26 protein-coding genes and 1 pseudogene are annotated in these 25709 nt (G+C 75.3%); 11 read left to right on the forward strand and 16 right to left on the reverse strand.

The annotated features are described in order from the left end of the window. The coding region (locus tag ACQRUO_RS11595) for a DedA family protein (RefSeq protein ID WP_428315727.1) at nt 1–644 on the reverse strand (644 nt) is incomplete at its 3' end. A gap of 233 nt (nt 645–877) precedes the next feature. Here ACQRUO_RS11595 and ACQRUO_RS11600 point away from each other — a divergent pair. After that, nucleotides 878–2398 carry an MFS transporter gene (locus ACQRUO_RS11600; RefSeq protein WP_428315728.1) on the forward strand — a complete coding sequence of 507 codons (1521 nt, stop codon included), beginning with the start codon at nt 878–880 and terminating at the stop codon, nt 2396–2398. Further along, complete coding sequence (locus ACQRUO_RS11605; RefSeq protein ID WP_428315729.1) at nt 2395–2997, forward strand: TetR family transcriptional regulator; 603 nt, start codon at nt 2395–2397, stop codon at nt 2995–2997. The genes ACQRUO_RS11600 and ACQRUO_RS11605 overlap by 4 nt, the downstream gene beginning before the upstream one ends. Nucleotides 2998–3047: 50 nt before the next feature. Here the strand turns inward: ACQRUO_RS11605 and ACQRUO_RS11610 are convergent, their stop codons facing one another. Together ACQRUO_RS11610 and ACQRUO_RS11615 are read right to left on the reverse strand one after the other, a co-directional pair. Then, on the reverse strand, nt 3048–3332 hold the full coding sequence (locus tag ACQRUO_RS11610) for a hypothetical protein (protein ID WP_428315730.1): 285 nt from the start codon (nt 3330–3332) through the stop codon (nt 3048–3050). Between the two features lie 179 nt (nt 3333–3511). Beyond that, nucleotides 3512–4258, reverse strand: coding sequence for a PIG-L deacetylase family protein (locus tag ACQRUO_RS11615; RefSeq protein WP_428315731.1), 747 nt, complete (start codon nt 4256–4258; stop codon nt 3512–3514). Between the two features lie 142 nt (nt 4259–4400). Here ACQRUO_RS11615 and ACQRUO_RS11620 point away from each other — a divergent pair, with 142 nt between their 5' ends. From ACQRUO_RS11620 to ACQRUO_RS11630, 3 genes are all read left to right on the forward strand, one after another. Then, the gene (locus ACQRUO_RS11620; RefSeq protein ID WP_428315732.1) at nt 4401–4718 is read left to right on the forward strand and encodes an ArsR/SmtB family transcription factor; all 318 of its coding nucleotides are present in this window, start codon (nt 4401–4403) and stop codon (nt 4716–4718) included. Beyond that, nucleotides 4715–5239 (forward strand): SRPBCC family protein, encoded by a 525-nt coding sequence (locus ACQRUO_RS11625; protein ID WP_428315733.1) that lies wholly within the window; start codon nt 4715–4717, stop codon nt 5237–5239. Before ACQRUO_RS11620 ends, ACQRUO_RS11625 begins: the two co-directional genes overlap by 4 nt. A gap of 353 nt (nt 5240–5592) precedes the next feature. Then, a complete protein-coding gene (locus ACQRUO_RS11630; protein ID WP_428315734.1) occupies nt 5593–6798 on the forward strand; it encodes an ROK family transcriptional regulator in 1206 nt (401 codons plus the stop codon). Between the two features lie 56 nt (nt 6799–6854). On the opposite strand, the gene ACQRUO_RS11635 is transcribed toward ACQRUO_RS11630, so the two are convergent. Then, nucleotides 6855–8231 (reverse strand): APC family permease, encoded by a 1377-nt coding sequence (locus ACQRUO_RS11635; RefSeq protein ID WP_428315784.1) that lies wholly within the window; start codon nt 8229–8231, stop codon nt 6855–6857. 175 nt (nt 8232–8406) lie between these two features. Then, nucleotides 8407–8922, reverse strand: a complete 516-nt coding sequence (locus ACQRUO_RS11640) for a mycothiol transferase (protein WP_428315735.1) — start codon at nt 8920–8922, stop codon at nt 8407–8409. Between the two features lie 227 nt (nt 8923–9149). Here ACQRUO_RS11640 and ACQRUO_RS11645 point away from each other — a divergent pair, with 227 nt between their 5' ends. Next, nucleotides 9150–9740 carry a type 1 glutamine amidotransferase domain-containing protein gene (locus tag ACQRUO_RS11645; protein WP_428315736.1) on the forward strand — a complete coding sequence of 197 codons (591 nt, stop codon included), beginning with the start codon at nt 9150–9152 and terminating at the stop codon, nt 9738–9740. A gap of 54 nt (nt 9741–9794) precedes the next feature. Here ACQRUO_RS11645 and ACQRUO_RS11650 read toward each other — a convergent pair whose 3' ends face one another. From ACQRUO_RS11650 to ctaD, 4 genes and pseudogenes are all read right to left on the reverse strand, one after another. Next, nucleotides 9795–10478 carry an NADPH-dependent F420 reductase gene (locus tag ACQRUO_RS11650; protein ID WP_428315737.1) on the reverse strand — a complete coding sequence of 228 codons (684 nt, stop codon included), beginning with the start codon at nt 10476–10478 and terminating at the stop codon, nt 9795–9797. Nucleotides 10479–10560: 82 nt separating this feature from the next. Further along, nucleotides 10561–11025 (reverse strand): annotated as a pseudogene (locus tag ACQRUO_RS11655) (HIT family protein); the annotation flags it as partial. Between the two features lie 40 nt (nt 11026–11065). Beyond that, complete coding sequence (gene ctaF, locus ACQRUO_RS11660; RefSeq protein ID WP_428315738.1) at nt 11066–11455, reverse strand: aa3-type cytochrome oxidase subunit IV; 390 nt, start codon at nt 11453–11455, stop codon at nt 11066–11068. Beyond that, nucleotides 11452–13191: an aa3-type cytochrome oxidase subunit I gene (gene ctaD / locus ACQRUO_RS11665; RefSeq protein WP_428315739.1), complete on the reverse strand. Its 1740-nt coding sequence runs from the start codon at nt 13189–13191 to the stop codon at nt 11452–11454. Before ctaD ends, ctaF begins: the two co-directional genes overlap by 4 nt. Nucleotides 13192–13485: 294 nt before the next feature. Here ctaD and ACQRUO_RS11670 point away from each other — a divergent pair, with 294 nt between their 5' ends. Together ACQRUO_RS11670 and ACQRUO_RS11675 are read left to right on the forward strand one after the other, a co-directional pair. Continuing rightward, nucleotides 13486–14385 (forward strand): S41 family peptidase, encoded by a 900-nt coding sequence (locus ACQRUO_RS11670; protein WP_428315740.1) that lies wholly within the window; start codon nt 13486–13488, stop codon nt 14383–14385. A 5-nt stretch (nt 14386–14390) separates the two neighbouring features. Beyond that, entirely contained in the window at nt 14391–15134 is a 744-nt protein-coding gene (locus ACQRUO_RS11675; protein WP_428315741.1) for a maleylpyruvate isomerase family mycothiol-dependent enzyme, read from the forward strand. Between the two features lie 34 nt (nt 15135–15168). On the opposite strand, the gene ACQRUO_RS11680 is transcribed toward ACQRUO_RS11675, so the two are convergent. From ACQRUO_RS11680 to ACQRUO_RS11705, 6 genes are all read right to left on the reverse strand, one after another. After that, the gene (locus ACQRUO_RS11680; RefSeq protein WP_428315742.1) at nt 15169–16920 is read right to left on the reverse strand and encodes a condensation domain-containing protein; all 1752 of its coding nucleotides are present in this window, start codon (nt 16918–16920) and stop codon (nt 15169–15171) included. After that, entirely contained in the window at nt 16917–17828 is a 912-nt protein-coding gene (locus tag ACQRUO_RS11685; protein WP_428315743.1) for a hypothetical protein, read from the reverse strand. The genes ACQRUO_RS11680 and ACQRUO_RS11685 overlap by 4 nt, the downstream gene beginning before the upstream one ends. Beyond that, on the reverse strand, nt 17825–18646 hold the full coding sequence (locus ACQRUO_RS11690; RefSeq protein ID WP_428315744.1) for a 4'-phosphopantetheinyl transferase family protein: 822 nt from the start codon (nt 18644–18646) through the stop codon (nt 17825–17827). Before ACQRUO_RS11690 ends, ACQRUO_RS11685 begins: the two co-directional genes overlap by 4 nt. Continuing rightward, a complete protein-coding gene (locus ACQRUO_RS11695) occupies nt 18640–19599 on the reverse strand; it encodes a hypothetical protein (RefSeq protein ID WP_428315745.1) in 960 nt (319 codons plus the stop codon). The genes ACQRUO_RS11690 and ACQRUO_RS11695 overlap by 7 nt, the downstream gene beginning before the upstream one ends. Nucleotides 19600–19603: 4 nt before the next feature. After that, entirely contained in the window at nt 19604–19921 is a 318-nt protein-coding gene (locus ACQRUO_RS11700) for a phosphopantetheine-binding protein (protein WP_428315746.1), read from the reverse strand. 113 nt (nt 19922–20034) lie between these two features. Further along, nucleotides 20035–20889 carry a 3-oxoacyl-[acyl-carrier-protein] synthase III C-terminal domain-containing protein gene (locus tag ACQRUO_RS11705; RefSeq protein ID WP_428315747.1) on the reverse strand — a complete coding sequence of 285 codons (855 nt, stop codon included), beginning with the start codon at nt 20887–20889 and terminating at the stop codon, nt 20035–20037. Nucleotides 20890–21190: 301 nt separating this feature from the next. Between ACQRUO_RS11705 and ACQRUO_RS11710 the strand changes: the two genes are divergently transcribed. From ACQRUO_RS11710 to ACQRUO_RS11720, 3 genes are all read left to right on the forward strand, one after another. Continuing rightward, nucleotides 21191–22402: a glycosyltransferase gene (locus ACQRUO_RS11710; RefSeq protein WP_428315748.1), complete on the forward strand. Its 1212-nt coding sequence runs from the start codon at nt 21191–21193 to the stop codon at nt 22400–22402. Nucleotides 22403–22578: 176 nt separating this feature from the next. Beyond that, the gene (locus ACQRUO_RS11715) at nt 22579–23544 is read left to right on the forward strand and encodes an ATP-binding cassette domain-containing protein (RefSeq protein ID WP_428315749.1); all 966 of its coding nucleotides are present in this window, start codon (nt 22579–22581) and stop codon (nt 23542–23544) included. Between the two features lie 48 nt (nt 23545–23592). Further along, on the forward strand, nt 23593–24354 hold the full coding sequence (locus ACQRUO_RS11720; protein WP_428315750.1) for an ABC transporter permease: 762 nt from the start codon (nt 23593–23595) through the stop codon (nt 24352–24354). Between the two features lie 352 nt (nt 24355–24706). Here the strand turns inward: ACQRUO_RS11720 and nagB are convergent, their stop codons facing one another. Further along, the gene (gene nagB / locus ACQRUO_RS11725) at nt 24707–25489 is read right to left on the reverse strand and encodes a glucosamine-6-phosphate deaminase (protein ID WP_428315751.1); all 783 of its coding nucleotides are present in this window, start codon (nt 25487–25489) and stop codon (nt 24707–24709) included. Between the last annotated feature and the right edge of the window lie 220 nt (nt 25490–25709).

The following is a 25709-nucleotide window of genomic DNA, read 5'->3' on the forward strand; positions in this document are numbered from 1 at the left end:
GCCCCGCCCGGCGCGCCCCCGCCGGCTCGTGCGCGCCGCCGCCGGCGCAGCCACAGCCCGAGCGCCCCGAGCAGCACCGCCCCCGCGAGCGCGCTGGCCCCGGCCAGGCCGAGGCCGTGCACCAGACGCTGGGCGGAGGCGCCGAGGAAGTACCCGACGCCCACGTTGGCCAGGCCCCAGGCCAGCGAGGCTGCGGCGCTGAAGCCGAGGAACCGCCGGTAGGGCATGGCGGCGGCGCCGGCCAGCAACGGCACGAAGGAGCGGACGAACCCGATGAACCGCCCGGTGAAGACGGCCGGCCCGCCACGCTCGCGCAGGTAGCGCCCGGCCCGGTCGATCCGGCCGCCGGGGCGGATCCGGTGCGTGCAGCGCCGGTTGCCGGCCCCGCGGCCGAGGCGGCGCCCGAGCAGGCGCCCGAGCGCGTAGCCGGCGCTGTCCCCCACGATGCCGCCGGCGACGACCGCCGCGGCGAGCGGCGCGAGGGCCAGCGTGCCGTGGGCGGCGAGCGCGGCGGCGACCAGGATCGCGGTCTCGCTGGGCAGCACCACGCCGACGAAGGCGCTGGTCTCGGCGGCGGTGAGCAGGAACAGCAGGGCGTAGGCCCAGGGGCCGGCCGAGTGGACCAGTGCGGTCAGCGAGCCCATGGTCTCTCCGCCTCTCCTGGTCGCCCGACTCCCGACAGCCGCAACGCGTGCGGTGGCCTGCCTGTTCCGCTCGGCCGGGCCGAACGAGGTTGCGACCGGTCCGCAGGCGGCTGCGACCGGTCCGAACGGGGGAGCTTCTCGTACTCGGCATCTTATGTCATCATCTGATGTCATCAAGCGATGACTTACTGGTCCGGCTCCGCCGCCGGACCGATCAGAGGGAGGGACGCCCCATGGCCACCGCCACCGACACCGCGGTCCCGGCAGCCGAGCCGCCACTGCGCGAACGGGCCCTGGTGCCCGTGCTGGTCTTCCTCGGCATGGTGGTGGCGGTGATCAGCAGCCTCGGCGCCCCGCTGATCCCCACCATCGCCGGGGTCGACCACGTCTCGCTCGCCGACGCCCAGTGGTCGCTGACCGTCACCATGCTGGTCGGCGCGGTCGTCACCCCCGTGCTCGGCCGCCTCGGCGACGGCCCGCACCGGCGACCGGTGACCCTGGTCGCGACCGCCGTGGTGGTGCTCGGCAGCGTGCTGGCCGCGCTGCCGCTCGGCTTCGCCGCCCTGGTGACCGGCCGCGCGCTGCAGGGCGTGGGCATCGGCCTGAGCTCACTGGCCATCGCCACCGCCCGGGACAGCCTGCCCGCCGACCGCTCCCGCTCGGCGGTGGCGCTGCTCTCCATCGCCACCGTGGCCGGCGTCGGCCTCGGCTACCCGCTGACCGGGTTGATCGCCGAGTCCTTCGGCATCCACGCCGCCTTCTGGTTCGGCGCGCTGATCAGCGCGCTGGCCCTGCTGCTGGCCGCCCTGGTGCTGCCCGGCAGCCGGCACCGCCCGGCGCACCCGCTGGACGCGCTCGGCGCGGTGCTGCTCGGCCTGGCGCTGGCCGGTCTGGTGCTGGCGCTCAGCGAGGGCGAGGACTGGGGCTGGGCCAGTGGCCGGCTGCTGGGCGTGCTGGCCGCCGCGGCGGTGCTGCTGGTGCTCTGGGTCCGGCACGAGCTGCGCACCGCGCACCCGCTGGTCGAGCTGCGGGCGCTGCGCAACCGGATGGTGCTCACCGCGGACGTGGCGGGGCTGGTCGCCGGAGTCGGGATGTACCTGCTGATGTCGCTGGTGATCCGCTACGTGCAGACCCCGACCAGTGCCGGCTACGGGCTGGGCGAGTCGGTGGTGGTCGCCGGGCTGGTGCTGCTGCCGTTCTCGGTGGTCAGCGTGCTCTCCAGCAAGCTGGTGCCGGTGCTGGTCCGGCGCACCTCGACCGCGGTGGTGCTGCCGATCGGCTGCGCGGTCTCACTGGTCTCGGTGGTGCTCTTCCTCGTCGCCCGTGGCCAGCTGTGGGAGCTGCTGCTGGTGATGGCCATCGCGGGGCTCGGGGTCGGCTGCACCTTCGCGGTGATGCCCGGACTGATCGTCAGCTCGGTGCCCGCGCACGAGGTCGGCAGCGCCGTCAGCTTCAACCTGGTGCTGCGCTACGTCGGCTACTCGGCGGGCAGCGCGCTGTGCGGCGCGGTGCTGCAGGCGCACACCGCCCCCGGGCAGCTGCTGCCGAGCGACGCCGGGTACCGGTTCGCCGCGCTGATCAGCTGTGGCGTGTGGCTGGTGGTCGGGCTGGTTACCATCGTGCTGCCGCGGCGCGCCGCCGCGGCGGTCGAACCGGCCACGGTGGACGAGGAGCTGATGGTGGACGAGAGCATCGCCGGGATCGCGGTGGGCGACGACGAGGTGCCCGTGCTGCCCAGTCGGACCGACCGGTGACCGAGGCACCCGACGCCGCCGCCGGTGCCACCCGGGCCGCCCCGCCCACCCGCCGCCGGGACGCCGCGCGCAGCCGCGAACTGCTGCTGCACGCCGCCATGGAGCTGTTCGCCGACCGCGGCTTCGAGCGCACCACGATCCGCGAGATCGGCGAGCGGGCCGGGGTCGACCCGGCGCTGATCGCCCGCTACTTCGGCGGCAAGACCCAGCTCTACCTGGCCGCGGTCCGGGTCGAGCTGGGCGACGACGCTCCCGCGGACCTGCTCGACCGGGAGCGGCTCGCCACGCTGGTGGAACGGTTCGACCGGCGCGGGCCCGGCCCGGCCTTCCAGGCCGCGGTGCTGCCCAACGACCACACCGAGGTCCAGCAGGCCGCCCGCACCTACCTGGCCGAGCGGCTGGTCGACCCGCTGCGCGACCGGTACGCGAAGCACGACGCGGACCGGCCCGGCCTGCGGGCCGAGCTGGCCGCGGCCGCCTTCTCCGGGGTGGTGCTGGCCCGGTGCAGCGGTGCCTTCCCGGAGCTGGCCGCGCTCCCGGCGGCGGAACTGCTGCCGCTGCTGCGCGAGCTGCTGGCGGCGACCGGCCCGGCGGACTGAGCCGGACCCGGCGCCGCCGGCAGCTCGCGTCGGGATCGGTGCAGCGTCGATCAGTCCAGCGCCGCGCCGCCGCCGGCCTTGACCGCGTTGACCGCGGCCTGGTGCAGGTCGCGGGCCACCTGCTCCTCGGTCACCGCCTTCGGGCTGCCCTGCAGGGTGAACCAGTCCAGTGCGTCGGTGTACTGGACGGTGAGGATCGCCTCGGTGCCCGTCCAGGTGGTGTGCACACTCAGGTCACCGGTGAGCGCGGAGCCCTCCACGGTGAGCACCCCACCCGGACCCGAGCGCACGTGCTTGGTGGTCCAGGCCGCCCAGCCGACCGCTTCCTCAGCCATTGCCGTATCTCCACTCCGGGGGATCGCGCGGGGGGATCGCGCGCTGCGCCAGGGGCGGCGACGCTGCCGCCCGCGATCTGACAACCAGTCACATCCTAGCCGCAGCCCGGTGGCACCGCGTGCCGGGCGGCCGCGCGGCAGGTCCGGTGCGAGGATCCGACGGTCAGAAGGGCAGAAGGTCAGAAGGTCAGGTTGATCACCTCGAACGCCGCCGCGAACGTACTGCCGAGCCGGCTGCCGCTGCCCCGGCCGATCGACTCCAGGACCCCGCGGGCGTCGCCCATCGGCCCGCCGCCGAGGCCGGCCAGGTAGGCGGCGTGCGCCTCCAGGGAGGCGACCCCGGCCTCGAAGGTCGCGGTGGTGTCCACCGCGTGCCCGGCGTCCGGGGAACCGGCCGCCCAGACCTGGCGCACCCCGCCCCACGGTTCCAGGCCCTCGGCGGTCAGCTCGCGGAAGACCCAGCGGTTACCGGCGTCGCGCACCGCGTCCAGGGTGGCCCGGCCGGTGGCGATGTGGTCGGCCTGGTTCGGGAAGACGCCGCCGTAGGTCTCCCGGAAGTTGGTGGTGATCACGATCTCCGGGCGGTGCCTGCGGACCAGCCGGGCGATGTCGCGGCGCAGTGGCAGCCCGTACTCCAGCACGCCGTCGGGGTGGCGCAGGAACTCCACGGTGTCCACGCCGACCAGCGCGGCCGAGGCGATCTGCTCGGCCTCGCGCAGCGGGCCGCACTCGGCCGGGTCCAGCGCGTCGATGCCGGCCTCGCCGCTGCTGACCATGGCGTAGACCACCGTCTTGCCCTGGCCGGTCCAGCGGGCGACCGCGGCGGCCGCGCCGTACTCCATGTCGTCCGGGTGGGCCACCACGGCCAGCGCGCGTTGCCAGTCCTCGTCGAGCGGGGCGAACGGGGCAGGGGTCTCTTCGGTCATCGATCCGCTCCTTGGGCCTCGGGTGCTGCCTCCGATCCTTGGCCGCCTGCGGGCCGCTGACAACCGGACGACGATCAGCCGGTCCCGTCCGTGGCCCTTGCATGCCTTGACGGGCATATAACCGCAGAGGCATGCTGGGGGAGTGACGTCGGTCTTCGAGGTGCTCGCGGAGCCGCGCCGCCGCCGAATACTCGACCTGGTCCGCGGCGGCGAGCGGTCGGTCGGCGAGCTGGCCCAGGCCCTGGAGGCCAGCCAGCCCGCGGTCTCCAAGCACCTGCGGGTGCTGCGCGAGGCCGGGCTGGTGGAGGTCCGGGTGGCCGAGCAGCGCCGGCTCTACCGGCTGCGCGCCGAGCCGCTGCGCGAACTGGAGCAGTGGCTGGCCCCCTACCGGACCCTGTGGAACGAGAGCCTGGACCGCCTCGAACACCACCTGGACACCATGACCGGGAGAGACTCATGAACGACCTCGGCACCCTCGAACCCGCCGGCGACCGCTGGCGGCTGCGGTTCAGCCGCGACCTGGCCCACCCGCCGGAGCTGGTCTGGCGGGCCGTCACCGATCCCGAGCAGCTGGCGGCCTGGTTCCCGCACCGGATCAGCGGCGACTGGACGGTGGGCGCCACCCTCACCTTCACCGACCCGCTGGACCGCGCCCCGGCCTTCCACGGCACGGTGCTCGCCTGCGAGCCGCCCGAGCTGCTGGAGTTCGAGTGGGGCACCGACGTGCTCCGCCTCGAGCTCACCCCGCGCCCCGGCGGCACCACCCTGGTGCTGCTGGACACCCTGGACGAGCGCGGCAAGGCGGCGCGCGACGGCGCCGGCTGGCACGAGTGCCTGGACCTGCTGGCGCTGCGCCTGGACGGGGTCACCGAGCTCTGGCTGCCCGGGCGCGAGTGGGCCGAGCTGCACCCGCGCTACGTCGCCGCGCTCGGCCCGGAGGCCTCGGTGATCGGACCGCCGCCCGGGTACGAACCCAGCTGAGCCGTTCCCCAGGGCCTGTCTTCGAACCCCCGCCTGCGCGGCGCCGCCGGGGCACGCACGCCCCCAGCCTTCGGCCGGGAGGTACCCCCACGACGGCTTCTCGTCAGTCGCCGATGGCCCCCAGCCTTCGGCCGGGAGGTGCCCCCACCGCGTGGACTCTCCCCCAGCCTGGCGGCCGGGAGGTACCCCCATCCTCGGCGCCGCCGATGCACGCACCCGTGGGGGCACCTCCCAGCCGAAGGCTGGGGGAGCCGCCCCGCCCGCCCTTCGGGCGGACGACGGGGGTCCGAAGACAGGCCCTAGAGTGGCCCCGGCACACTGGTGGACGCGTTCCTGACGGCCCGGAGGCATCGATGAGCACCCGCCCGGCGACGGGTACCGGTTCGCAGGGCGGGGCGCAGCCGGCCCAGCCCTGGAACCGGCAGCGGCTGCGCAGTAACAACGAGTGGCTGCTGTGGGAGCGGCTGCGGACCGACGGTCCGCTGTCGCGGGCTCAACTGGCCCGGGACACCGGGCTGTCCAAGCCCACCGTGTCGGCGGCGCTGGCCGTGCTGGAGCGCGGCGGGCTGGTCCGCGAGGCCGGACTGCTGGCCCCCGAGCGGGGCCGGGTCGCGGTGCTCTACGAGCCCGATCCGCGTGCCGGGCACGTGCTGGGGGTGGACATCGGGCGGGCCCGGTTGCGGGTCGCGCTCGCCGACCTGTCCGGGCGGATCCTGGCCCGGCGCGACGTGCCCAACCGGGGCCGCAGCGCCGGCGCCGTCTCCGACGCGGTGGTGGCCGCCGCCCACGAGGCGACCGAGGAGGCCGGCCTGCGCCCGGCCGACGTGGTGCACGCGGCGATCGGCTCGCCCGGCGTCTGGGACGAGTCGCAGCGCCGCCTGCACTACGCGGGCAACCTGCCCGGCTGGGGCCGGCGCGGTCTGTTCGAGCGGCTGGCCGACGGCCTGGGGACCAGGATCAGCCTGCACAACGACGCCAACCTGGCCGCGCTCGGCGAGTACGCCGACGGCGCGGGCGCCGGCAGCCGGGTCTTCGTCTACCTGCTGATCGGCACCGGGCTCGGCATGGGCGTGGTCTCCGGCGGCGAGCTGCAGCCGGGCGCCGGCGGCGCGGCCGGCGAGATCGGGCTGCTGCCGGTGGCCGGCGGCCGGCAGACCCTGGAGGGCGCCGCGGCCGCCGAGTCGGTGGTGCGCACGGCCCGCGAGCTCGGCATGCGCGGCACCCTGACGGCCAAACGGGTCTTCGAGGCGGCCCGGGCCGGCGACCCGGCCGCGCAGGCCGCGGTGCTCCGCGAGGCCGAGCAGCTGGCCTTCGCCGTCGCGGTGGTGGCCGCGGTGCTGGACCCGGACCTGGTGGTGCTCGGCGGCGGCCTCGGCAACGGGGCCGACCTGCTGCTCGGGCCGGTCGAGCGCGAACTGCACCGCCTCACCCCGCTGCGGCCGCGGCTGGCGCCGAGCCTGCTGGGGAACGAGGCGGTGCTGCGCGGGGCGCTGGCCAACGCGCTGCTCGCGGCGCGGGCGGAGGTCTTCGAACAGCGGACGGCAGCGCCGGGCCACTAGCACCGGCGGCCCCGGGCCGGTAGCACCGGGCACCCGGCCACCGCCCGGACGCCGCCTCAGGCCTCGACGGGCTGCGGCCGGTCGGCGGTGCGGAACTCCTCGCGGATCTCCCGCGGGCCGAACGGCCAGATCCGCTCGAACCGGCTCCACACCAGGAAGGCCGCCACCCCGGCCGCCACCCAGGCCAGCGACCACTCGATCGGGTGGTACCCGGGCGCGTTGCGGTCCGCGTACCCGTAGACCACCAGCCAGCCGATCGCCGCCAGCACGCCGGGCAGCGGGTAGCACCACATCCGGTAGGGGCGCGGCAGGTCGGGCTGGCGGCGGCGCAGCACGGTGACCGCGAGCACCTGGGCGAAGGCCTGCACGATCACCATCACCGTGGTGAGCAGGTTGATCAGGGTGTTCAGGTCGGTGTGCCGGCCGATCAGGAAGCCGACGGCGGTGACCGCGCCCATGGTGAGCAACCCGACGGTGGGGAACTCGTGGGTGCGGTGCAGCCGTGCGTAGGACCGGAAGAACACCCCGTCGCGGGCGGCGTCGTACGGCACCCGGGAGCCGCCGAGCAGGCCGGTGAGGACCGAGGCGAAGGCGGTGACCAGGATCAGCACGGTCACCACGTCCGCCGCGCCCTTGCCCCAGGTCGCCTGGAGCACCGCGGAGGCCACCGAGGTGGCGGCGATCGAGTGCGGGTCGAGCATCAGGTGCCAGTCCAGCGCGCCCAGCACGCCGACCTGGAGCAGCAGGTAGATCGCCATGATGCCGACGATCGAGTGGATGACGGAGCGCGGCAGGGTGCGGCCCGGCCGCTTGAGCTCCGCGCCCAGGTAGGCGGTGGTGTTGTAGCCGAGGTAGTCGTAGATGCCGATGGTCAGCCCGGCCGCGAAGCCCAGCCAGAAGTGGGTCCGGGTGAGGTCGACGGCGTGGGCGGGCCAGCCGAAGGCCCGGCCGGGGGAGAAGTGGGTGTAGGAGGCGAGCAGCACGGCGCCGACCGCGGCCAGCATCACGCCCCACATCACGGTGGTGAGCCTGGCGACGCCGTCCACCCGCCGCCAGAGCAGCGCGGTGACCAGCACCACGACGGCCAGGCCCACCAGGTCGCCCTGGCTCCCGGTCATGCCGGGCCACAGGTACCCCAGGTACTGGACGAAGCCGACCACGCCGGTGGACATGATCAGCGGGATGAAGAGCATCGCGGTCCAGACGAAGAGGAACGGCATCAGCCGGCCGGTCCGGTACTGGAAGGCCTCGCGCAGGTACACGTAGGAGCCGCCGGAGCCCGGCAGCGAGGCGCCGAGCTCCGCCCAGACCAGGCCGTCGACCAGCGCCAGCAGCGCACCGGCCAGCCAGCCGACGACCGCCTGCGGGCCGCCGAAGGCGGCGACCATCAGCGGGATGGTCACGAACGGACCGATTCCGCACATCTGGCTCATGTTGATGGTGACGGCCTGGAAGAGGCCGATCCGTCGGCCGAGGGTGGTGGCCACAGGGGCTCCCGGGGAGGTGAGGAGGCGCACGCGGGGGAGGGGTGTCCATAAGTTAAGTTTCCTAACTAGAGACGTCAAGGGCTGCGACGCCGTCGGTCCGGGACTCCTTCGCGGGTGCGCTTCAGGCGCCGCGGCGCAGCAGCACGCCGCGGACGAAGGCCGCCTGCCCCGCGTGCTGGTTCCCCTCGGCGATCACGCTGACCAGCCGCACGCCGAGCGTCACCGGCGGAGTCCACCGCTCGTCCACCACCCGGTCCAGCTCCTCGGCACCCACCCCGCGGACGAAGCGCAGGGTCTGCCGGTGCACGGCGTCGTGGTAGCCGGTCAACAGCCGCCGCGAGGTCACCGCCACCTGCTCGACCTGCGCCGCACCGTGGCCGTAGCCGGTCTCCTCGGCCGCGAACGGCAGGTCGAACTTCTCCCGCCAGCCCGCCGCCGTCCACTGCTGCTCGGCGCCGATCAGCTCGGCCAGGTGGTCGTCCTGGACCCGGGTCAGGTGCCAGATCAGCCAGGCCACCGAGTTGGCCTCCGGGTCCAGCCGGGCCGTCAGCTGCTTCGGGCCCAGGCCCTGGACCGCCTCGTGCACGGCCTCGTTGATCCGGCCGAAGGCATCGGCCAGCAGCTCGCCGCTCTCCATGGGTGTCCTCCTCTGCTCGTGCCGCTCTGCTCGTGCCGCTCTGCTCGTGCTGCTCTGCTCGTGCGGCCGGTGCGACCCGGTCGGTCGCCCGGTCACACGGGTGGGCATCCCCCGCCGGGCGGCCTTCCGTGCACGGCCGAGCGGGTGAGCCGGCCCCGACCGCGGTGGCGGCGGTGCGGGCCCGCGGGAGGATGGCAGGGGGGCCGGCGAGCGGAGGAGCGGCACCGATGGTCACCCTGCAGGGCCTCACCCTGGCGTTCCTGGCCGCACCCGAGGGCGTGGAGCAGCGGGAACTCGCCTCCTCCTGGCAGGCGGTGCTGGAGGCGGGCGGGCAGCCCCGGCTGCTCTCCACCCGGGCCGGCCGGATTCAGGCGTACCGCCATCTGGACCGGGCCGACACCTTCGCGGTGGACGCGGTGGTCGGCGAGGAGCCGGGCGGCGACCCCGGCGGGTACGCGGGCCTGGTGCTGCCCGGCGGGGTGGCCAACCCCGACTTCCTGCGGCTGGATGCGGCGGCGGTGGCCTTCGTCCGCGCCTGCTGCACGGCCGGCACCCCGGTGGCCGCCATCTGCCACGCGCCCTGGCTGCTGATCGAGGCCGGCGTGGTCCGCGGGCGCACCCTGACCTCCTGGCCCAGCCTGCGCACCGACCTGGAGAACGCCGGCGCCACCTGGGTGAACGAGCAGGTGCAGGTCTGCACCGCGGGACCGGGCCCGCTGATCACCAGCCGCAAGCCGGCCGACCTGCCGCTCTTCAACGACGCGCTGGTCGCCGCCTGCGCCGAGCGCCGCGGGAAGCTGGGCCCCTGGGAGCGGTGAGCCCGCCGGCCGCCCGCCCGGCCGGATGATCGGGCGGGCGGCCGACGTGGTGGCTCAGCGGGTGGCCGCCGCCAGGGCCGCCTCGATGGTGGCGGCGTCGGTCGGCTTGCCCGGGTCCTGCGGGAAGGGCTGGCTCGGGTCCTTGAGGAACGGCAGGCCGTAGGCCGGCGTACCGGGCTGGAAGCGCCAGCCCTCGGCGAGCGGGCCGGCGTCCACCGCGTCGTAGCCGAGCAGGTCGAGCAGGGCGGTGGTGCGCTCCTTGGCCGCGGCGTCGTCACCCGCGATCGGCAGCGCGGAGCGGTCCGAGGCACCGGCCGGGCGGGCCAGGTCCAGCAGGTGCTGGAAGTAGATGTTGTTGAAGACCTTCACCACCCGGGCGCCGGCGAGGTGCTCCTGGACCAGCTCGCTGCTGGTGCTCTCCCCGGAGTCGAGCCGGGCCAGCTGCCCGTCCCGGTCGGGGTAGTAGTTGCCGGTGTCCAGCACCAGGCGGCCGGCCAGCGGGGCGGCGGGCAGCTCGAACGCCGCCTTCAGCGGGATCGTCACCACCACCCAGTCGCCCGCGGCCGCGGCTTCGGCCGGGGTCGCCGCGCGGGCGCGCGGGCCGAGCTCGGCCACCAGGTCGGCCAGCGTCTCCGGGCCGCGCGAGTTGCTCAGTACCACGTCGATCCCCGCGCGCACCGCGAGCCGGGCCAGGGTGCCGCCGATGTTGCCGCTGCCGATCAGTCCGAGAGTAGTCATGCCGATCACAGTGCGCGGTGGCCCGGCAATATTCCTGACGTGACGTCACTGCGGTGCACGTCCGCCGCCCACCGCCCCCGGTTCACCCGAACGGCCGATCGCCGGCCGCCGCCAGCAGCGCGTCGGTGCGCTCCCGCAGCAGGGCGGCGGTCCGGGCGGCGGTGGCCTCGTCCGGGTAGCGGCCACGCGGCCAGAAGAAGCCGCGCAGCCCGTCCCGGGGGTTGCGCGGCACCACGTGCACGTGCAGGTGCGGCACCGACTGGCTGACCCGGTTGTTGAGCGCGACGAACGAGCCCGCGGCGGCCAGCGCCTGCTCGACGGCCGCGGTCAGCAGCCGGACCCGGGCGAAGAACGGCCCGGTCCGCTCGGGCGGCAGATCGGTGAGCGTGCGCACGTGCGCGACCGGCAGCACCAGCAGGTGGCCGGGGAAGAGCGGCCGGTGGTCCAGGAAGGCCGCCGCGGTCCCGTCCCGGTACACCAGGTGGACCGGCGCCGCCGGGTCGGCCAGCAGGGTGCAGAACGTGCAGTCCATCGCTCTCGACGTCCTCTCCTTCCGCTCCGCCGGCGTCGGGTCCCGTCCGCCGGGGTCAGGCCCCGCGGCCGGCGTACTGGAAGACGAACCCCACCGTCCCGGCCAGCGCGATCCCGGCCCCGATCAGCATCAGCCAGACCCCGAACACCATGCCGAGCGCCAGCACCGCCGCGCCGGCCGCGGTGAGCGGCGGGTACCAGCTGTGCGGGGCGAAGAACTCCAGCGGCCCCGCGGTCTCGGCCACCGCCGCCTCGCGGCGGTCCTGGGCCCGGGTGCCGTGGCGGCGGTACTGGACGAAGAAGAAGACCGAGATCAGCGCCGACATCAGGAAGGCGATCGCGAGCGCCGCCTTGCCGGCCGGCTCGCGGGCGAACCAGTCGTAGATCCCGCCCATCACCCCGAAGAAGACCGCCACCCCGGCGAACAGGTAGGCCTCGAACCTCACGGCTGCTCCCCCTCCGCCGCTGCGTCGTCGCGCTGCGCCGCGGGCTCCGGGCGGGCCGCCGGTGTCCGGGTCAGCAGGTCGGTGTCCTCGCTCCCGGCCTCCGGGTGGTGCAGGTCGAAGGCGGGGCTGTCCGAGCGGATCCGGGGCAGCGCGTGGAAGTTGTGCCGCGGCGGCGGGCAGGAGGTGGCCCACTCCAGCGAGCGTCCCCAGCCCCAGGGGTCGTCGGTGGTCACCCGCTGCCCGTACTTGGCGGTGCGCCAGACGTTGTACAGGAACGGCAGGGTGGACAGGCCCAGCAGGAAGGCGCCGCCGCTGGAGACGGCGTTGAGGGTGGTGAAGCCGTCGCCTGGCAGGTAGTCGGCGTAGCGGCGCGGCATGCCCTCGGCGCCGAGCCAGTGCTGGACCAGGAAGGTGGTGTGGAAGCCGACGAAGAGCAGCGCGAAGTGCAGCCGGCCGAGCCGCTCGTCGAGCAGCCGGCCGGTGAACTTGGGCCACCAGAAGTAGAAGCCGCCGAAGGTCGCGAAGACCACCGTGCCGAAGAGCACGTAGTGCATGTGGGCGACCACGAAGTACGAGTCGGTGACGTGGAAGTCGATCGGCGGCGCGGCCAGCAGCACCCCGGACAGGCCCCCGAAGAGGAAGGTGACCAGGAAGCCGAGCGACCAGAGCATCGGGGTCTCGAAGCTGAGCGAGCCCCGCCACATGGTGCCGATCCAGTTGAAGAACTTCACCCCGGTCGGCACCGCGATCAGGAACGAGGTGAGCGAGAAGAACGGCAGCAGCACCTGCCCGGTGGCGAACATGTGGTGCGCCCAGACCACCGCGGACAGGCCGGCGATCGCGATCGTCGCGGCGACCAGGCCGAGGTAGCCGAAGACCGGTTTGCGGCTGAAGACCGGCAGGATCTCGCTGACGATCCCGAAGAACGGCAGCGCGACGATGTACACCTCCGGGTGCCCGAAGAACCAGAACAGGTGCTGCCAGAGCAGCGCCCCGCCGTTCGCCGGGTCGAAGGCGTGCGCGCCGAGCCGGCGGTCGGCCAGCAGCACCAGCAGCGCGGCGGTCAGCACCGGGAACGCGAAGAGCGCCAGGATCGAGGTGAAGAGCACGTTCCAGGTGAAGATCGGCATCCGGAAGAGGGTCATCCCGGGCGCCCGCAGGCAGGCGATGGTGGTGATGAAGTTGACCGAGCCGAAGATGGTGCTCAGCCCGGCCACCGCCAGGCCGGCCGCCCAGAGGTCGCCGCCGGTGCCGGGGGAGTGGATCGCGTCGTTCAGCGGCGCGTAGGCGAACCAGCCGAAGGCGGCGGCGCCGTCGGCGGTGAGGAACCCGCTCAGCACGATCAGGCCGCCGAACAGGAAGACCCAGTAGGTGAAGGCGTTCAGCCGGGGGAAGGCGACGTCCGGCGAGCCGATCTGCAGCGGCATGATCCAGTTGGCGAAGCCGGTGAAGGTCGGGGTGGCGAAGAGCAGCAGCATGATCGTGCCGTGCATGGTGAAGAGCATGTTGTACTGCGCGTTGGTGACCACCTTGGCGCCCGGCTGCATCAGCTCCGCCCGCATCACCATCGCCAGCACCCCGCCGACCAGGAAGAACCCGAACGAGGTGACCAGGTAGAGGGAGCCGATCTCCTTGTGGTCGGTGGTGCTCAGCCAGCGCAGCACGGTGCTGCCGTGCCGCAGCCTGGCCGCGGTCCCGGCGGCCGACTGCCGCTTCGGCTCCTCCACGACGGTCAAGCGTCCTCCCGGGGCTGCTCGGTGCGCGGTGGCCCGCAGCGGGTGCGGACCGGCCCGGCGGGCCGGGGACCATGCTCGCCCCGGCCCGGCCGCCCGCCCGGGCGCAGCGCCCGCGGGTCGGGCCGGGTTACCCCGGACGGCGGGCAACGACCGCCCCGGCGCCGGGCCGCGGGGCCGGTGGCGGGGCCCATGGTGCGCTTGGCGGCCGGGCGGCGGGTGGCGTACCGGGACGTATCGGTCGTGTGCCGACCGGGCACTGGCGGTGCGGCGCGATGATCAATACGATCACCGCCCATGCAGAACGCCACGCACGTCATCGAGGCCGCGCTGGACCGCCTCCTCGCCGAGTACGTCTTCGAGGAGAAGGCCACCGAGGTCGCGGCCGTCGTCCGCACCCGGCTGGCCGAGGGGGCCTACGAGGGGCTGGCCGGACCCGAGTTCTGTGCCGCGGTGACCGCCGACCTCCAGCAGCCCACCGGGGACAAGCACCTGCGCCTGCTGTGGAGCGAGGAGCCGCAGGAGGTCGACGGCGAGGAGGACGAGGACTTCTTCGCCGAGCTCGCCCGCTCCGAGAACCAGGGCATCCGCCGGGTGGAGCGCCTGGCGGGCGACGTCGGCTACATCGACACCACCCTGGTGCCCGAGCCGGGCGAGGGCGGCCCGATGATCTCGGCGGCGCTGTCGCTGGTCGCCAACACCAAGGCGCTCATCCTCGACCTGCGGAGCAACCGCGGCGGCTCGACCTACGGCATGAGCTACTGGTGCAGCCACCTCTTCCCGGGCGGCGAGAGCCTGCACCTGACCGACGTCTACCGCCGCACCACCGGCCTCACCCAGCAGTTCTGGACCCTGCCCTACCTGCCCGGCGAGCGCTACCTGGACCGCCCGGTCTACGTGCTGACCGGCCCGGTCACCTTCTCCGGCGCCGAGGATCTGGCCTACAACCTCAAGGTCCGGGGCCGGGCGACGCTGGTCGGCGAGACCACCCGGGGCGGCGCGCACCCGACCGGGTACTACCCGCTGAGCGAGCACATCAGCGTCACCGTCCCCTACGCCCGGTCGATCAACGCGGTCACCGGCGGCGACTGGGAGGGCGTCGGCGTGGTCCCCGACCTCGCCGTGCCGGCTGACCAGGCGTTCGACGTGGCCTACCAGGACGCGCTCGAGCGGCTCGCCGCCGGGCCCGCAGCGTGACCGCGATGCCCGACGGCCGGCCCGTGCCCGCCATCCCCGCACTCCTCGCCGAGCTGGCCGGCTCCGGGGCCCGGTTGGCGGCCACCCTGGCGGGGCTGCCGGACCCGGTGCTCCGCGAGCCGTCCGCGCTGGCCGGCTGGAGCCGCGGCCACGTGGTCTCGCACCTGGTGCGCAGCGCCGACGCCTACCTGTGGCTGCTGGCCGCCGCACACCCCGGCACCGACCCCGGGCCGCGCCCGGCAGGCGCCGAGCTGGCCCGGGCGACCGAGGAAGGCGCCCGGCTCCCGGCCACCGAGCTCACCGCCGAGCTGCGCGAGCGGCTCGCCCGACTGACCGCGGCGGCGGGCGAGTTCCCGCCCGCGCAGTGGGAGACCCTGGTCACCGCGCTGGCCGGCTGGCGGCAGCCGGCCTGGTTCACCCTGTACCGGTGCTGGCGGGAGCTGGAGACCCACCACGTCGACCTGGACCTCGGGTACGGTCCGGCCGACTGGCCGGTGCGCTACGTCGCCTGGGCGCTGGACGGCACCCTGACCGCGCTGGCCACCCGTGACCTCCCGCTCGCCCGGGTCGAGGCCGTCGACCTCGGCCGCAGCTGGCCGCTGGCCCCGGCCGGCCGCACGGTGGCCGGCCCGGGCCACGCCCTGCTCGGCTGGCTCAGCGGCCGCACCGACGGCACCGACCTGACCGCCGACGGCCCACTGCCGCCGCTGCCGGCCTGGCCGCTGCCACCGGCCCCGGGCTGGGGTTGAGCCCAGCGGGACCCAGCCGGCGCCTGGGGCGTGCTCACGCGTCCCAGGTGACCGGGAGGCTCGTCACCCCGTGGACGTCCGCCGTCTCCGGGCGCAGCGCGAGGCCGTCCGCCGGGACGGCCGGGTCGCGGCCGGAGCCCTCGGAGCGCCGGCCGTCCGGGGTGTGCAGCACGTAGTGGTGCGGGGCCATCGCGGTGTGGTGCTGCGGGAGGGCGGCGAGGACGGCGGCGTGCGCCGCGCGGGGGGTGAGGGCGGGGTCGTCGGGGTGCAGGGTGGCGGTCAGGCGGTCCTCGACGAGGTCCAGCTCGCCGGGGCAGTCCAGGGCGGCGGCCAGCAGCTCGTGCACCGCAGCCAGGTCGATCCAGCAGCCGTCGATCCGCCGCCACCCGGGCCGGCTGCGGCGGCCGGGCGGCAGCACCGTGGCCAGCCCGGTCAGGGTGCCCAACTCGGCCAGCGGCACGGTGCGTTCGGCGGCCAGCTCGAGCAGCCGGAGCAGCGCGGTGACGAAGCCCTCGGCGGCGGCCGGCGGGAAGAGCTGCGGGTCGGCGTGCAGGGTGAGTTCGAGCACGCCGCGGGTGCGCCAGATGTTGAGCATGAGCCGGGTCGGGATGGTCTCGGCCGGCAGCCACCAGAACTCCGGTTCGGCGCGCGGTGCCCGGGGCGGCTCCGCGGTGTCGGCCGGGACCGTGGCGCTGAGGTCGTTCACCACCATGTGGCGGGCGTAGCGCACGCCGCGCCGATGGGCGGTGTCGTCGATCAGCTGCCAGACCTGGGCGGCGTCGAAGGTGCTGTGCCAGTAGCCGGCCAGCGCGGCGGCCCGGGTGCGGTCGACCAGCAGGTCGAAGTCGGGGACGGCGGTGTCCAGCGAGAGCAGCGCGTCCTGCGCCAGGGTGCCGATGTGCTCGGCCAGCGCCCGGCGGTGGCGGTTGGCGGAGAGCGCGGCGATCACCAGCGTGCGCTGGTCGGCCAGGTGCGCGACCAGGGCCGCGTAGCCGGCCAGCAGCAGGGCGGAGGCGCCGGCGCCGGTGCGTTCGGCGGCCCGGTCCAGCGCGCGGGCGCCGGCCGCCGACCGGACGGCCAGGGTGGGCAGTTGGTGGTCCGAGCGGTCGACCCCGTCGTGCGCGAAGACCACCGGCGGGTCGCAGCGCAGGATCCGCTCCCAGTGCCGCAGCGAGGCCTCGGCGCGGCGCCGACCGGCCGGGCCGCGCTCCAGCTCGGCCACCGCGCGCGGGGTGGGTCCGGCGGGCGCGGGCAGCGGCCGGCCGGCGGCCAGCGCGAGCCACTCGCCGACCAGCAGTGCGGTGGCGGCGCCGTCCAGTTGGGCGTGGCAGACCACCACGACCAGGCGCACCGGCTGCTCCCCGCGCAGCAGCAGGGTGAGGCGCAGCGGGAAGTCGCGGGCCAGGTCGAAGGCCCGCTGCCGGTCACGGCGGCCGAGTTCGTCGGCCAGCCGGTCGAGGTCGGCAGCGGCCGCGGTCCGCACCAGGCTGACGGTGAACTCGCCCTCGGCGCGCTCCTCCTGGCGCTCCAGGTGGGAGCCGGGGAAGACGGTGCGCAGTGCGGCGTGGCGCTCGGCGAGGGTGCGCAACGCGGTGAGGGCGGCGGTCACTGTGGTGCCGGCGGGGACCGGCCAGCTCGCCTGCTTGCTCATGTGGGCGGGCTCGTCGCGCAGCACGCAGCGGATCATGTTGTCCTGACCCAGGGTCAGTGGTCCGGTGCCCGAACTCGTCGCCCGGTAGCGGACGGTGACCTGGTCGGTGGTGGGTGCGGTGGCGGGCCGGGTCATCGCGTGGCCCCGGGCATGCTGGCCCTGGCCAGGGTGGCGCCGGGCAGGGTGGCCCGGACGCTGCCGGGCCAGCGGGCCGGGTAGGGGCCGTGGGTGTGCAGCAGGGCGAGCGCGATCCGCTCCAGGCCGAAGGCGGTGCAGGCGGTGTGGCCGGGGGCACCGTCGGCGGTGTGGAAGCCGAAGGCGCTGCCGAAGTGGTCCTTGTGCAGGTTGGCCGAGGCGACCGCCTGGACCACGCCGTCGGCCAGCTCGACGCGCAGCTCGTACTTCAACTGCTGGGTCCGCTGGGCGGCTTGGTAGAAGCGGGCGGTGCCGCCGAAGAACGGGTCGTCGGCCACCTCGACCGCCGGTTCCAGGCCGAGGCCGGTCAGCCAGTCGGCCACCCGGTCCAGCCGGCGGTCCCGCCAGGCCAGGCAGTGCGCCTCGTCGCCGGCGGTGACCAGCTCGGCCATCCGGAAGCTGCGCAGCCGGCCGGTCTCGCTGGTGGCCTCCTGCCGGAAGCAGGTCGCCTCGACCGCGTACCGCACCGGCTCGGCCAGCACCCGGCCGGCCAGCGTGGCGTGCACCGGGTAGCAGGCGGCGGGCAGCAGCACCAGGTCGCCGATCTCCTGCCGGGCGTGCCAGGGCCCACCGGTGGCGACCAGCGGCGCCAGCGGGGCCCAGTCCTGCGCGGTGCCGCGGAAGCCGTGCACGGTGCCGAGCAGGTGGGGGAAGGCGGTGACGTAGCCGGCCCGCTCGAGGGTGCGGCGGGCGATCACCGGCGGGACGGTCAGGCGCTCGTACGGCTCGGCGGCAGCCAGCCGGGCGATCCCGGCCCGCAGTCCACTGAGCAGCTGTTCGAAGGCTGCGGGGTAGAGCAGCACGCCGGGGGCCTCGGTGGGCCGCGGGCGGGCGTCCTGGTCGGTCAACGGTCCGCCTCCACTGTTCTTGACCCGGGGAGTGTTCCTGACCCGGGCACTGTTCCTGACCTGGGGAGTGTTCCTGGCCCGGGCACTCTTCCTGACCCGGGCACATGTCTCGTACGGGGGAGCGTGCTGGTGCTGCGCGGCTGGCTGTTCCAGCGCCGCAGCTCGATCGGGTAGCCGGCGGCGCCGGTGAGGGCGACGGCCGCGCGGTAGCGGCCCAGCGGCGGCAGGTCGGTGATCCGGCACGCGGCCCGCCCCGGCCCGGCCGGGGTGACCAGCGGGCAGGGACCGGCGACCGGCCGGCGCAGGCCCTCGACCAGTCGGCCGCCGAGCGCTTTGACGAAGGCCTCCTTGCGGGTCCACAACCGGGCGAACCGGGCCGCCGCGGCCGGGCCGGTGCCGACCTGCGCCGCGTCGGCGGGCGGGAAGAACCGCCGGGCCAGCCGGACGGCGGCCGCGGGGGTGGGCAGCCGCTCCAGATCGACCCCCACCGCCCGGCCGCGGGCGACCGCGAAGACGGCGAGCTCCTCGCAGTGCGTCAGACTGACCGCCAGCTCGAGCCCGAAATCGACGAGTTCGGGCTTGCCGTGCGGCCCGTGGCGCCACCGCAGGGTGCTCGCCGGTCGGCCGGTGTACCCGGCGACGATCCGGCGGGCGGCGCCGTGCGCGATGGTGAAGCGGCGCCGGGCGCCCGGGTCGGCGATCGCCAGCGCGCGCTGCCGCTCGCTGGCGTCGAGCAGCCCGAAGAGTGCGGGGCCGTGGGGCGCGAGCCGGTCGGTGGGGATCAGCCAGAGGTCGACCCCGCGCGGCGGGGTCAGCACGGCAGAACCCGGACGAACGACCGTGCTGTTTCCGGAGCCTGCGTCGTGCCGCGGCGCGCCGGCGCCTCCCGGCCCGGCCACTCGACCAGGCCGAGGTAGCCGAGCCCGGCGTCGTAGTCGGCCAGCAGCAGGCCGCGGCCCGCCGCCCGCCAGCGCGGCAACCCGGCGGCCAGCGCCGACCAGAGCCCGGTGTACGGGCTGCCGTCGCGGGCCCGGACCACCCCGGCGTAGCCGTCGGTCACCGCCGTGCCGACGGCTCGGCCCGGTCCGACGGCCCCGGCGAGCCCGGGCCCCAGCAGCAGCACCGTCCCGGGATCGGCCCGCTGCCGCAGCTCCGCGGCCAGCAGCTCGCCCGACCGGGCCGGCGCCACCGCGGGGTGGACGGTCGGCGCGGCCAGGCCGCCGTGCTCGCCCGCCGTGCAGAGCAGCCCGACCACCGTGTGCCGGCTCGGCCAGGGCGCGGGCCCCGCCGGCCGGTAGTGCAGTTGGGACTGCTCGGCCACCAGCACCAGCGCCCGCCCGCACTCGCCGGCCCGGGTGAACTCGCGGGCGATCCGCAGCGCGCTGAACACCCCGGCTGCGCCCTGGTCGCAGAGCGCGAAGGCCAGCGGACCGCCCGGGCAGTGCCGGCTCAGGTGCACCGCCGCCGCCCGGCCCGGCTGCACGTCCGGCGAGGCGAAGACCAGGATCAGCAGGTCCACCGCCTCCTCGGCCGCCACCAGGGCGGGGAGCAGTTGCTCCGCCATCTCGGCGTAGCAGTGGCCGCGACCGGCCGCCAGCGCGGCCTCGTCCACCGGCAGCCCGTACGGCCGGACCAGGTCGGAGACGAAGACCCGCAGGTCGGGGTCGCGCGCGGTGGCGGAGTCGGTGGCGAACTCCCGGGCCAGCACGCGGTGCAGGGACAGCTGCGGGCCGCGGCCCGGGGGCGGGCCGCCGGGGCCGGCGACGAACATCGGTTCACCCCTCGGTGATCGCGTGGGCGGTGACGAAGTCGGCCAGGGCGCCGAGCGAGCGCAGGTCGTCCTGGCCGATCTCCTCGACGTCGATCTGGATGTCGAGTCGGTCCTCCAGTTCCAGCAGCAGCTCCAGCGTGGTCGCCGAGCTCAGGCCGATCTCGTCGAAGAGGCAGGCGTTCTCCGCCGGTACCGGGACCGCGCGGCCCAGGACGCGGGGGAGCAGGGCCCCGATCCCGGCCAGCACGCGCTCGCGCAGGGCGGCGTGCGGGCCGGCGCCGGGGGGTTCGGTGTTGTCGAGGGTGATGGCGGTGTCCGTCACGGTCCGTCCCTGGCAGCAGGAATGAGCAGAGCAGAGGACAAGGGAGGAGGAGGGGAGGGGTGCGCCGGTCGGTGTCCGGTGGGACACCCGGCGGCGGCGACGCGTGGGCCGGGTCAGTGTTCGAGGACCATGGCCGAGAAGGTCGCACCGAGGCCGGCCGCCGCGATCAGGTACCGGTCGCCCGACCGGAGCAGACCACGGGTGGTGGCGGTGCGGAGGTTCAGGAACGCGTCCGCGGCGAAACTGTGCCCCACCACGGCGACATTGTCCAGTACCACCCGCTCGAGCGGGAAACCGGCCAGCCGGCAGAGGCGTTGCCAGGAGGCCCGGTTGACGTTGTGCGGGAGGACCAGGGCCAGCGACTCCCAGCTCTCGCCGGCCCGGGTGAGGGCCGTCTCCATGACCCGGAGCATCAGCTCGGGGTAGGCGCGCTGGTAGCGGGTCAGCAGCTCAGGGTCCTCGGCCAGCCGGCCGTCGAACTCGCCGTGCTGGCTGCTCGCGTAGCAGAGCACCCGGTCCCGCCGGCCCGTCGCGCTGACCAGGCAGGCTGCCGCGCCCTCGCCGAACAGGGCGGTCTCCGGAACCAGTTGGGCGTCCCGGGTGAAGGTCTTCTCACCGGCCACGATCAGCGCCAGCGCGTCCGGGTCCGGCTCGGCGGCCAGCAGCCGGCCGGCCAGCTGGATCGCCAGCAGCGAGGTGGCGCAGGCGTGATGGGTCACGGTGAACGCACGTGCGTGCCGGAGACCGACCAGGTCCAGCAGCTCGTGCAGCGGGTTGGCGGGGTAGGGCACGCCGACCGGCATGCTGCGCGCGTGCAGCACGTAGCGGACGTCCGCGGCCCGGTCGGGCAGTTCGGCGAGCCCGCGGACGGCGGGCAGCAGCAGGTCGAGCAGGCCGCCGCCGGGATCCAGGCGCACCTGGTCCAGGCCGTGGAAGCGGCGCAGCAGTCGGATCTGACGAGAGGTCAAGCCGAGTCGTTCACCGAGGTCTTCGACCGGCACCGACTCGGGGGGAAGATGGGCGGCGACTGCCGCCAGTGCGGTCACCCCGGCTAGTATTCCCCGCGCTCCGCGGACCGCACAAGGCGCGGCGGCCGGCCGCCGGCGATCACCCGGGCCCGCGCCGGCCCTGGCCGGCCCCGGCCGCCCGCGCTCCCCACCAGCCATCCCCACCAGCCATCCTCGCCGGCCGCCCGGACTCGCCGTCCGCCCCCGGCCCCGCCGCATCCCGACCCGCTCCGCCGCATCCCGACCCGTCCGGAGGTCGCCCATGCCCACCCGACCGCCCACCACCACCCGCCCGTTGACCTGCCTGTTCGTCGTCCCCCCGCTGACCGGCCACCTGCACCCGGCGGCCGCGCTGGCGGCGGAACTGACCCGGCGCGGTCACCGGATCGCCTGGGTCGGCCCGGAACCCGTGCTGCGCGAACACCTCGGGCCGGCGGCCCTGGTCCGCCCCACCGGCAGCCGGCTGTTCCGGCCGCAGGCCGCCGGCGGGGAAGCGGCCCTGCGCACGCTCTGGGAGGGTTTCGTGCTGCCCTACGCCCGGTTCACCGGCCCTGCGGTGGACCGCGCGGTGGCCGAGCTGGCGCCCGATCTCGTCCTGGTGGACCAGCACGCGCCGGCCGGCGCCCTGGCCGCGCACCGCCACCGGGTGCCCTGGGTCAGCCTGGCGCCCTCGGTGCTGGAGCTCGACGGTCCGCCGGGCGACCGCCCCGGCCTGGTGGCCTGGCAGCAGGGCCTGTTGCGCGAGCTGTGGCGCCGGGCCGGGCTGCCGCCGGCCGAGTACGCGGACCCGCGCAGCTCCCCGCTGCTGCTGCTGGCCTGCACCGGTCCGGCGCTGACCGGTCCCTGGCAGCGGCCCGCGCACCAGGTGCCGGTCGGCCCGCTGCTCGGCCCGCGTCCCGCCGTGCCGCAGTTCCCGTGGGCGCGGCTCGACCCGGCCCGGCGCGCCGTGCTGGTCACCCTCGGCACGCTGGCCGCCGAGCTGGCGGCCGACTTCCACCACCGGGCGGCGGCCGCCCTGCGCCCGCTGGCCGACCAGGTGCAGGGGGTGCTGGTGGCGCCGGGTGGCGGGCCGGCCGCGGCGGAGCACCTGCTGGTGGTGGACCGGGCGCCGGTGCTGGAGCTGCTGGCCCGGGGCCGGGTGGCCGGGGTGCTGGGCCACGGTGGCATGAACACGGTGGGCGAGGCACTGGTGCACGGCGTGCCGCTGGTGCTGGCCCCGATCCGGCACGATCAGCCGCTCGTCGCGGAGCAGGTGGTGGCGGCCGGTGCCGGGGTCCGGGTGGACTTCGCCACGGCCGGCGCGGGCGAGCTGGGCGAGGCGGTGCGCACCGTGCTGGAGCAGCCCGGACACCGGGCAGCGGCCCGCCGGGTGGGCCGCGACCTGCTGGCGCTGGGCGGTGTCCGCACCGCTGCCGACCGGATCGAGCGGGCGGTGGCCACGGCGGCCACCGTGAGCGGCGGGCTCGACCAATGAGGTCCAGACCATTGTTCCGGAGCAGGGGGAGACCCTAGGGTGACCGCCGGGACACCGCCACGGGATGCGTTCCCGTGCTGCCGCGCTGCTCCGGCACCCTGGCGGGCCATCCGTGCGCCGGTCGCCGGCCATCCGTCGCGGATCACCAACCACCCCACCAGCCATCGGAGTTCCGATTGATCCTGACCAAGGGGCTGCGCAAGGCCTTCCGTTCCGGTGCGGGCCGCCGGGCTGCCACCGTGGACGCCGTCCGGGGCCTGGACCTGACCGTCGAGCCGGGCGAGATCTTCGGCCTGCTCGGTCCCAACGGCGCCGGCAAGACCACCACCATGCGGATGCTCGCCACGCTGATCCGCCCCGACGGCGGCGATGCGACCCTGGCCGGCGCGGACCTGCGCACCGAGCCGGGCGAGGTCCGGCGCCGGATCGGCTACGTCTCGCAGGGCGGCGGCACCACCGACGGCGCCACCGCCCGCGAGGAGCTGGTGCACCAGGCCCGGCTGTACGGCCTGGGCAAGGCCGAGGCCACCCGTCGGGCCGAAGCCGCCGTCACGGCCTTCGAGTTGACCGGCTTCGCCGACCGGCCCTGCCGCGGCTACTCGGGCGGCCAGCGCCGCCGGGTCGACCTCGCCCTCGGGGTGGTCCACCGGCCGCGGCTGCTCTTCCTGGACGAGCCCACGGTCGGGCTGGACCCGCCGGGCCGGGCCGCCGTCTGGGCGGAGGTGCGGCGGCTGCGCGACGACGGCATGACCGTCTTCCTGACCACCCACTACCTGGACGAGGCCGACGCGCTCTGCGACCGGATCGGCATCGTCGACCAGGGCCGGCTGGTCGCCGAGGGCACGCCGGACCAGCTGAAGCGCGAGATCTCCGGCGACGCGCTGAGCGTGGGCCTGCCGGAGGTCGGGGCCGTCGCCACCGCGGCCCGCGCCGAGGCCGCCCTGGCCGCACTGCCCGGGCTGCACCGGATGGAGCCGGGCGAGGCCGGGGAGCTGCGGCTCTACCTGGACGACGGCGCCGCGGCCGTCCCGCGGGTGCTGCGGGCGCTGGCGGCCGCGGGGGTGGAGCCGACGGAACTGCGGTTGCAGCGGCCCAGCCTGGACGACGTCTTCCTGGCCCGCACCGGCCGCCCGCTGGGCTGATCCTGATGATCCGTCGACCGATCCGTCGACCTCCGGCAGGGGGAAAGAGTGAAACTCGCCCGGGACACCTGGCTGATCTTCCAACGGCAGCTGCTGCTGATGGTCCGCACCCCGGTGTGGATCGCGGTCGGGGTCCTCCAACCGCTCTGCTACCTGCTGCTCTTCGCTCCGCTGCTGCGCCCGGTGCTGGCCCCGGCCGGTGGCGGGTACGCCGCGGCCTACCGGATCTATGTACCCGGCCTGCTCACCGCGCTGGTCATCATGGGCGGGCTGTTCACCGGGTTCACCCTGCTCGGGGAGCTGCGGGCGGGCATCATCGAGCGCTCCCGGGTCACCCCGGTCAGCCGGGTGGCCCTGCTGCTGGGGCGGGCGCTGCGCGAGGTGGTGGCGCTGCTCGTGCAGGCGGTGCTGATCACGTTGCTCGCGCTGCCGTTCGGCCTCGCCGTGCCGCTCGGGCCGCTGCTGCTGGCCTACCTGCTGCTGGGGCTGATGGCGTTGATGGCCGCCGCGGTCTCCTACGGCCTGGCACTGCTGGTGCCGACCGACGCCGCGCTGGCGCCGGTGGTGAACACCATCGCGCAGCCGGTCGCGCTGCTCTCCGGGGTGCTGCTGCCGCTCTCGCTGGCGCCGCGCTGGCTGCGGGCGGTGGCCGCGTGGAACCCGTTCTCCTGGGCGGTCCAGGGCATGCGGGCGCTGTTCGCCGGGCACCCGGGGGATCCGGTGGTCTGGCGCAGCCTGCTGCTGGTGGCGGCGCTGACGGTGCTCGCGGTGGGCTGGGCGGCCCGGCTGTTCGCCGACCGGGTGCGGTAGCGCCGGGCCGCTGGTCGGCCGGCGCCGCTCGGCTGCCCGGCACCGCGGATCAGCTCAGATGGACGTCTTGTGGTCTAGACCTTGACCGTGTGAATCCGGTGTGCCAGGGTCGGAGACCAAGGGAGAGGGAGTTGCACCAGCTTCACCGGAACTCGACCGATCGACCACAACACCCCTTCGGCGCCCGGGTGATCGCCCGCATCCGGTCCGCCCCGACCCACCGTCGTCCGCCCCCGGTTCGCACCCGGCTCGCACCCGCTCCGCACCCCGTTCGCACCCGCTCCGCACTCCGTGCGCGCCGCGTCCGGCGCCGGGCAACCCCCGGAACCGGACGCGTGCCGGGCCCGGTCCCTCAGATCGACTGCCAGGCCGGCTTGGCCGCGTAGGTGGCGCGGAAGTAGTCGGCCAGCTTCAGGCGCGTGGCGGCCGCCTCGTCCACCACCACCGTGGCGTGCGGGTGCAGCTGCAGCGCGGAGGCCGGGACCAGGGCCGACAGCGGCCCCTCGACGGCCTGCGCCACGGCCTCCGCCTTGGCCTCGCCGGTGGCCAGCAGCACCAGGTGGCGGGCCTCCAGGATGGTGCCGATGCCCTGCGTGATCACGTGGTGCGGCACCTCGTCGAGGCTGTCGAAGAAGCGCGCGTTGTCCACCCGGGTCTGCTGGGTCAGCGTCTTGATCCGGGTCCGGGAGGCCAGCGAGGAGCACGGCTCGTTGAAGCCGATGTGGCCGTCGGTGCCGATCCCGAGCAGCTGGAGGTCCACGCCGCCGGCCGCGGCCAGCTCGCGGTCGTACGCCGTGGCGGCGGCCGCGATGTCCGCGGCGGAGCCGTCCGGGCCGATGAAGGCCTCGCCCGCGATGCCGAGCGGCTCCAGCACCTCGCGCAGCACGACCGAGCGGTAGGACTCCGGGTGGCCCTTGGGCAGGCCGACGTACTCGTCCAGCTGGCAGATCCGGGCCCGCGACACGTCGAGCGTCCCGGCCGCCACCCGCGCCGCGAGCGCCCGGTAGATCGGCAGCGGCGTCGAGCCGGTGGCGACGCCCACCAGGGCGTCGGGCTTGCCGGTGAGCAGGTCCGCGATCGCCTGGGCGATCAGCTCACCGCCGGCCGCGGCGTCGGGAACGATCACAATCTCCATCTTGACCCACCGTCCGAAAGCTGTTATAGAGTGGTCTAGACCAATCCTGTCGAGTTTACCGCAGGTCTAGACCGGTCCGAAACCCCGGCCGGGATGAAGCAGCAGCGGGGGGGGAGAGGGGGGGGGGGGGGGGGGGAGGTGGGGGGGGGGGGGGGAGTTGATTCCGCTTGGGCCGCCTCTCCCAACACAACACCACAAAAACCACCCCCCCCCCCCCCCC

It is taken from the genome of Kitasatospora sp. LaBMicrA B282 (assembly GCF_050325825.1).
Classification (GTDB): domain Bacteria; phylum Actinomycetota; class Actinomycetes; order Streptomycetales; family Streptomycetaceae; genus Kitasatospora.

What these genes read in the sequence shown, in the direction of transcription:
- ACQRUO_RS11675 (WP_428315741.1), top strand. Translation starts at nt 14,391, where the DNA reads ATGCCCGACGGCCGGCCCGTGCCCGCCATCCCCGCACTCCTCGCCGAG.
- ACQRUO_RS11625 (WP_428315733.1), top strand. Translation starts at nt 4,715, where the DNA reads ATGAACGACCTCGGCACCCTCGAACCCGCCGGCGACCGCTGGCGGCTG.
- ACQRUO_RS11680 (WP_428315742.1), bottom strand. Translation starts at nt 16,920, where the DNA reads ATGACCCGGCCCGCCACCGCACCCACCACCGACCAGGTCACCGTCCGC.
- ACQRUO_RS11645 (WP_428315736.1), top strand. Translation starts at nt 9,150, where the DNA reads ATGGTCACCCTGCAGGGCCTCACCCTGGCGTTCCTGGCCGCACCCGAG.
- ACQRUO_RS11615 (WP_428315731.1), bottom strand. Translation starts at nt 4,258, where the DNA reads ATGACCGAAGAGACCCCTGCCCCGTTCGCCCCGCTCGACGAGGACTGG.
- ACQRUO_RS11610 (WP_428315730.1), bottom strand. Translation starts at nt 3,332, where the DNA reads ATGGCTGAGGAAGCGGTCGGCTGGGCGGCCTGGACCACCAAGCACGTG.
- ACQRUO_RS11650 (WP_428315737.1), bottom strand. Translation starts at nt 10,478, where the DNA reads ATGACTACTCTCGGACTGATCGGCAGCGGCAACATCGGCGGCACCCTG.
- nagB (WP_428315751.1), bottom strand. Translation starts at nt 25,489, where the DNA reads ATGGAGATTGTGATCGTTCCCGACGCCGCGGCCGGCGGTGAGCTGATC.
- ACQRUO_RS11600 (WP_428315728.1), top strand. Translation starts at nt 878, where the DNA reads ATGGCCACCGCCACCGACACCGCGGTCCCGGCAGCCGAGCCGCCACTG.
- ACQRUO_RS11630 (WP_428315734.1), top strand. Translation starts at nt 5,593, where the DNA reads ATGAGCACCCGCCCGGCGACGGGTACCGGTTCGCAGGGCGGGGCGCAG.
- ACQRUO_RS11670 (WP_428315740.1), top strand. Translation starts at nt 13,486, where the DNA reads ATGCAGAACGCCACGCACGTCATCGAGGCCGCGCTGGACCGCCTCCTC.
- ACQRUO_RS11635 (WP_428315784.1), bottom strand. Translation starts at nt 8,231, where the DNA reads ATGAGCCAGATGTGCGGAATCGGTCCGTTCGTGACCATCCCGCTGATG.
- ACQRUO_RS11640 (WP_428315735.1), bottom strand. Translation starts at nt 8,922, where the DNA reads ATGGAGAGCGGCGAGCTGCTGGCCGATGCCTTCGGCCGGATCAACGAG.
- ACQRUO_RS11710 (WP_428315748.1), top strand. Translation starts at nt 21,191, where the DNA reads ATGCCCACCCGACCGCCCACCACCACCCGCCCGTTGACCTGCCTGTTC.
- ACQRUO_RS11695 (WP_428315745.1), bottom strand. Translation starts at nt 19,599, where the DNA reads ATGTTCGTCGCCGGCCCCGGCGGCCCGCCCCCGGGCCGCGGCCCGCAG.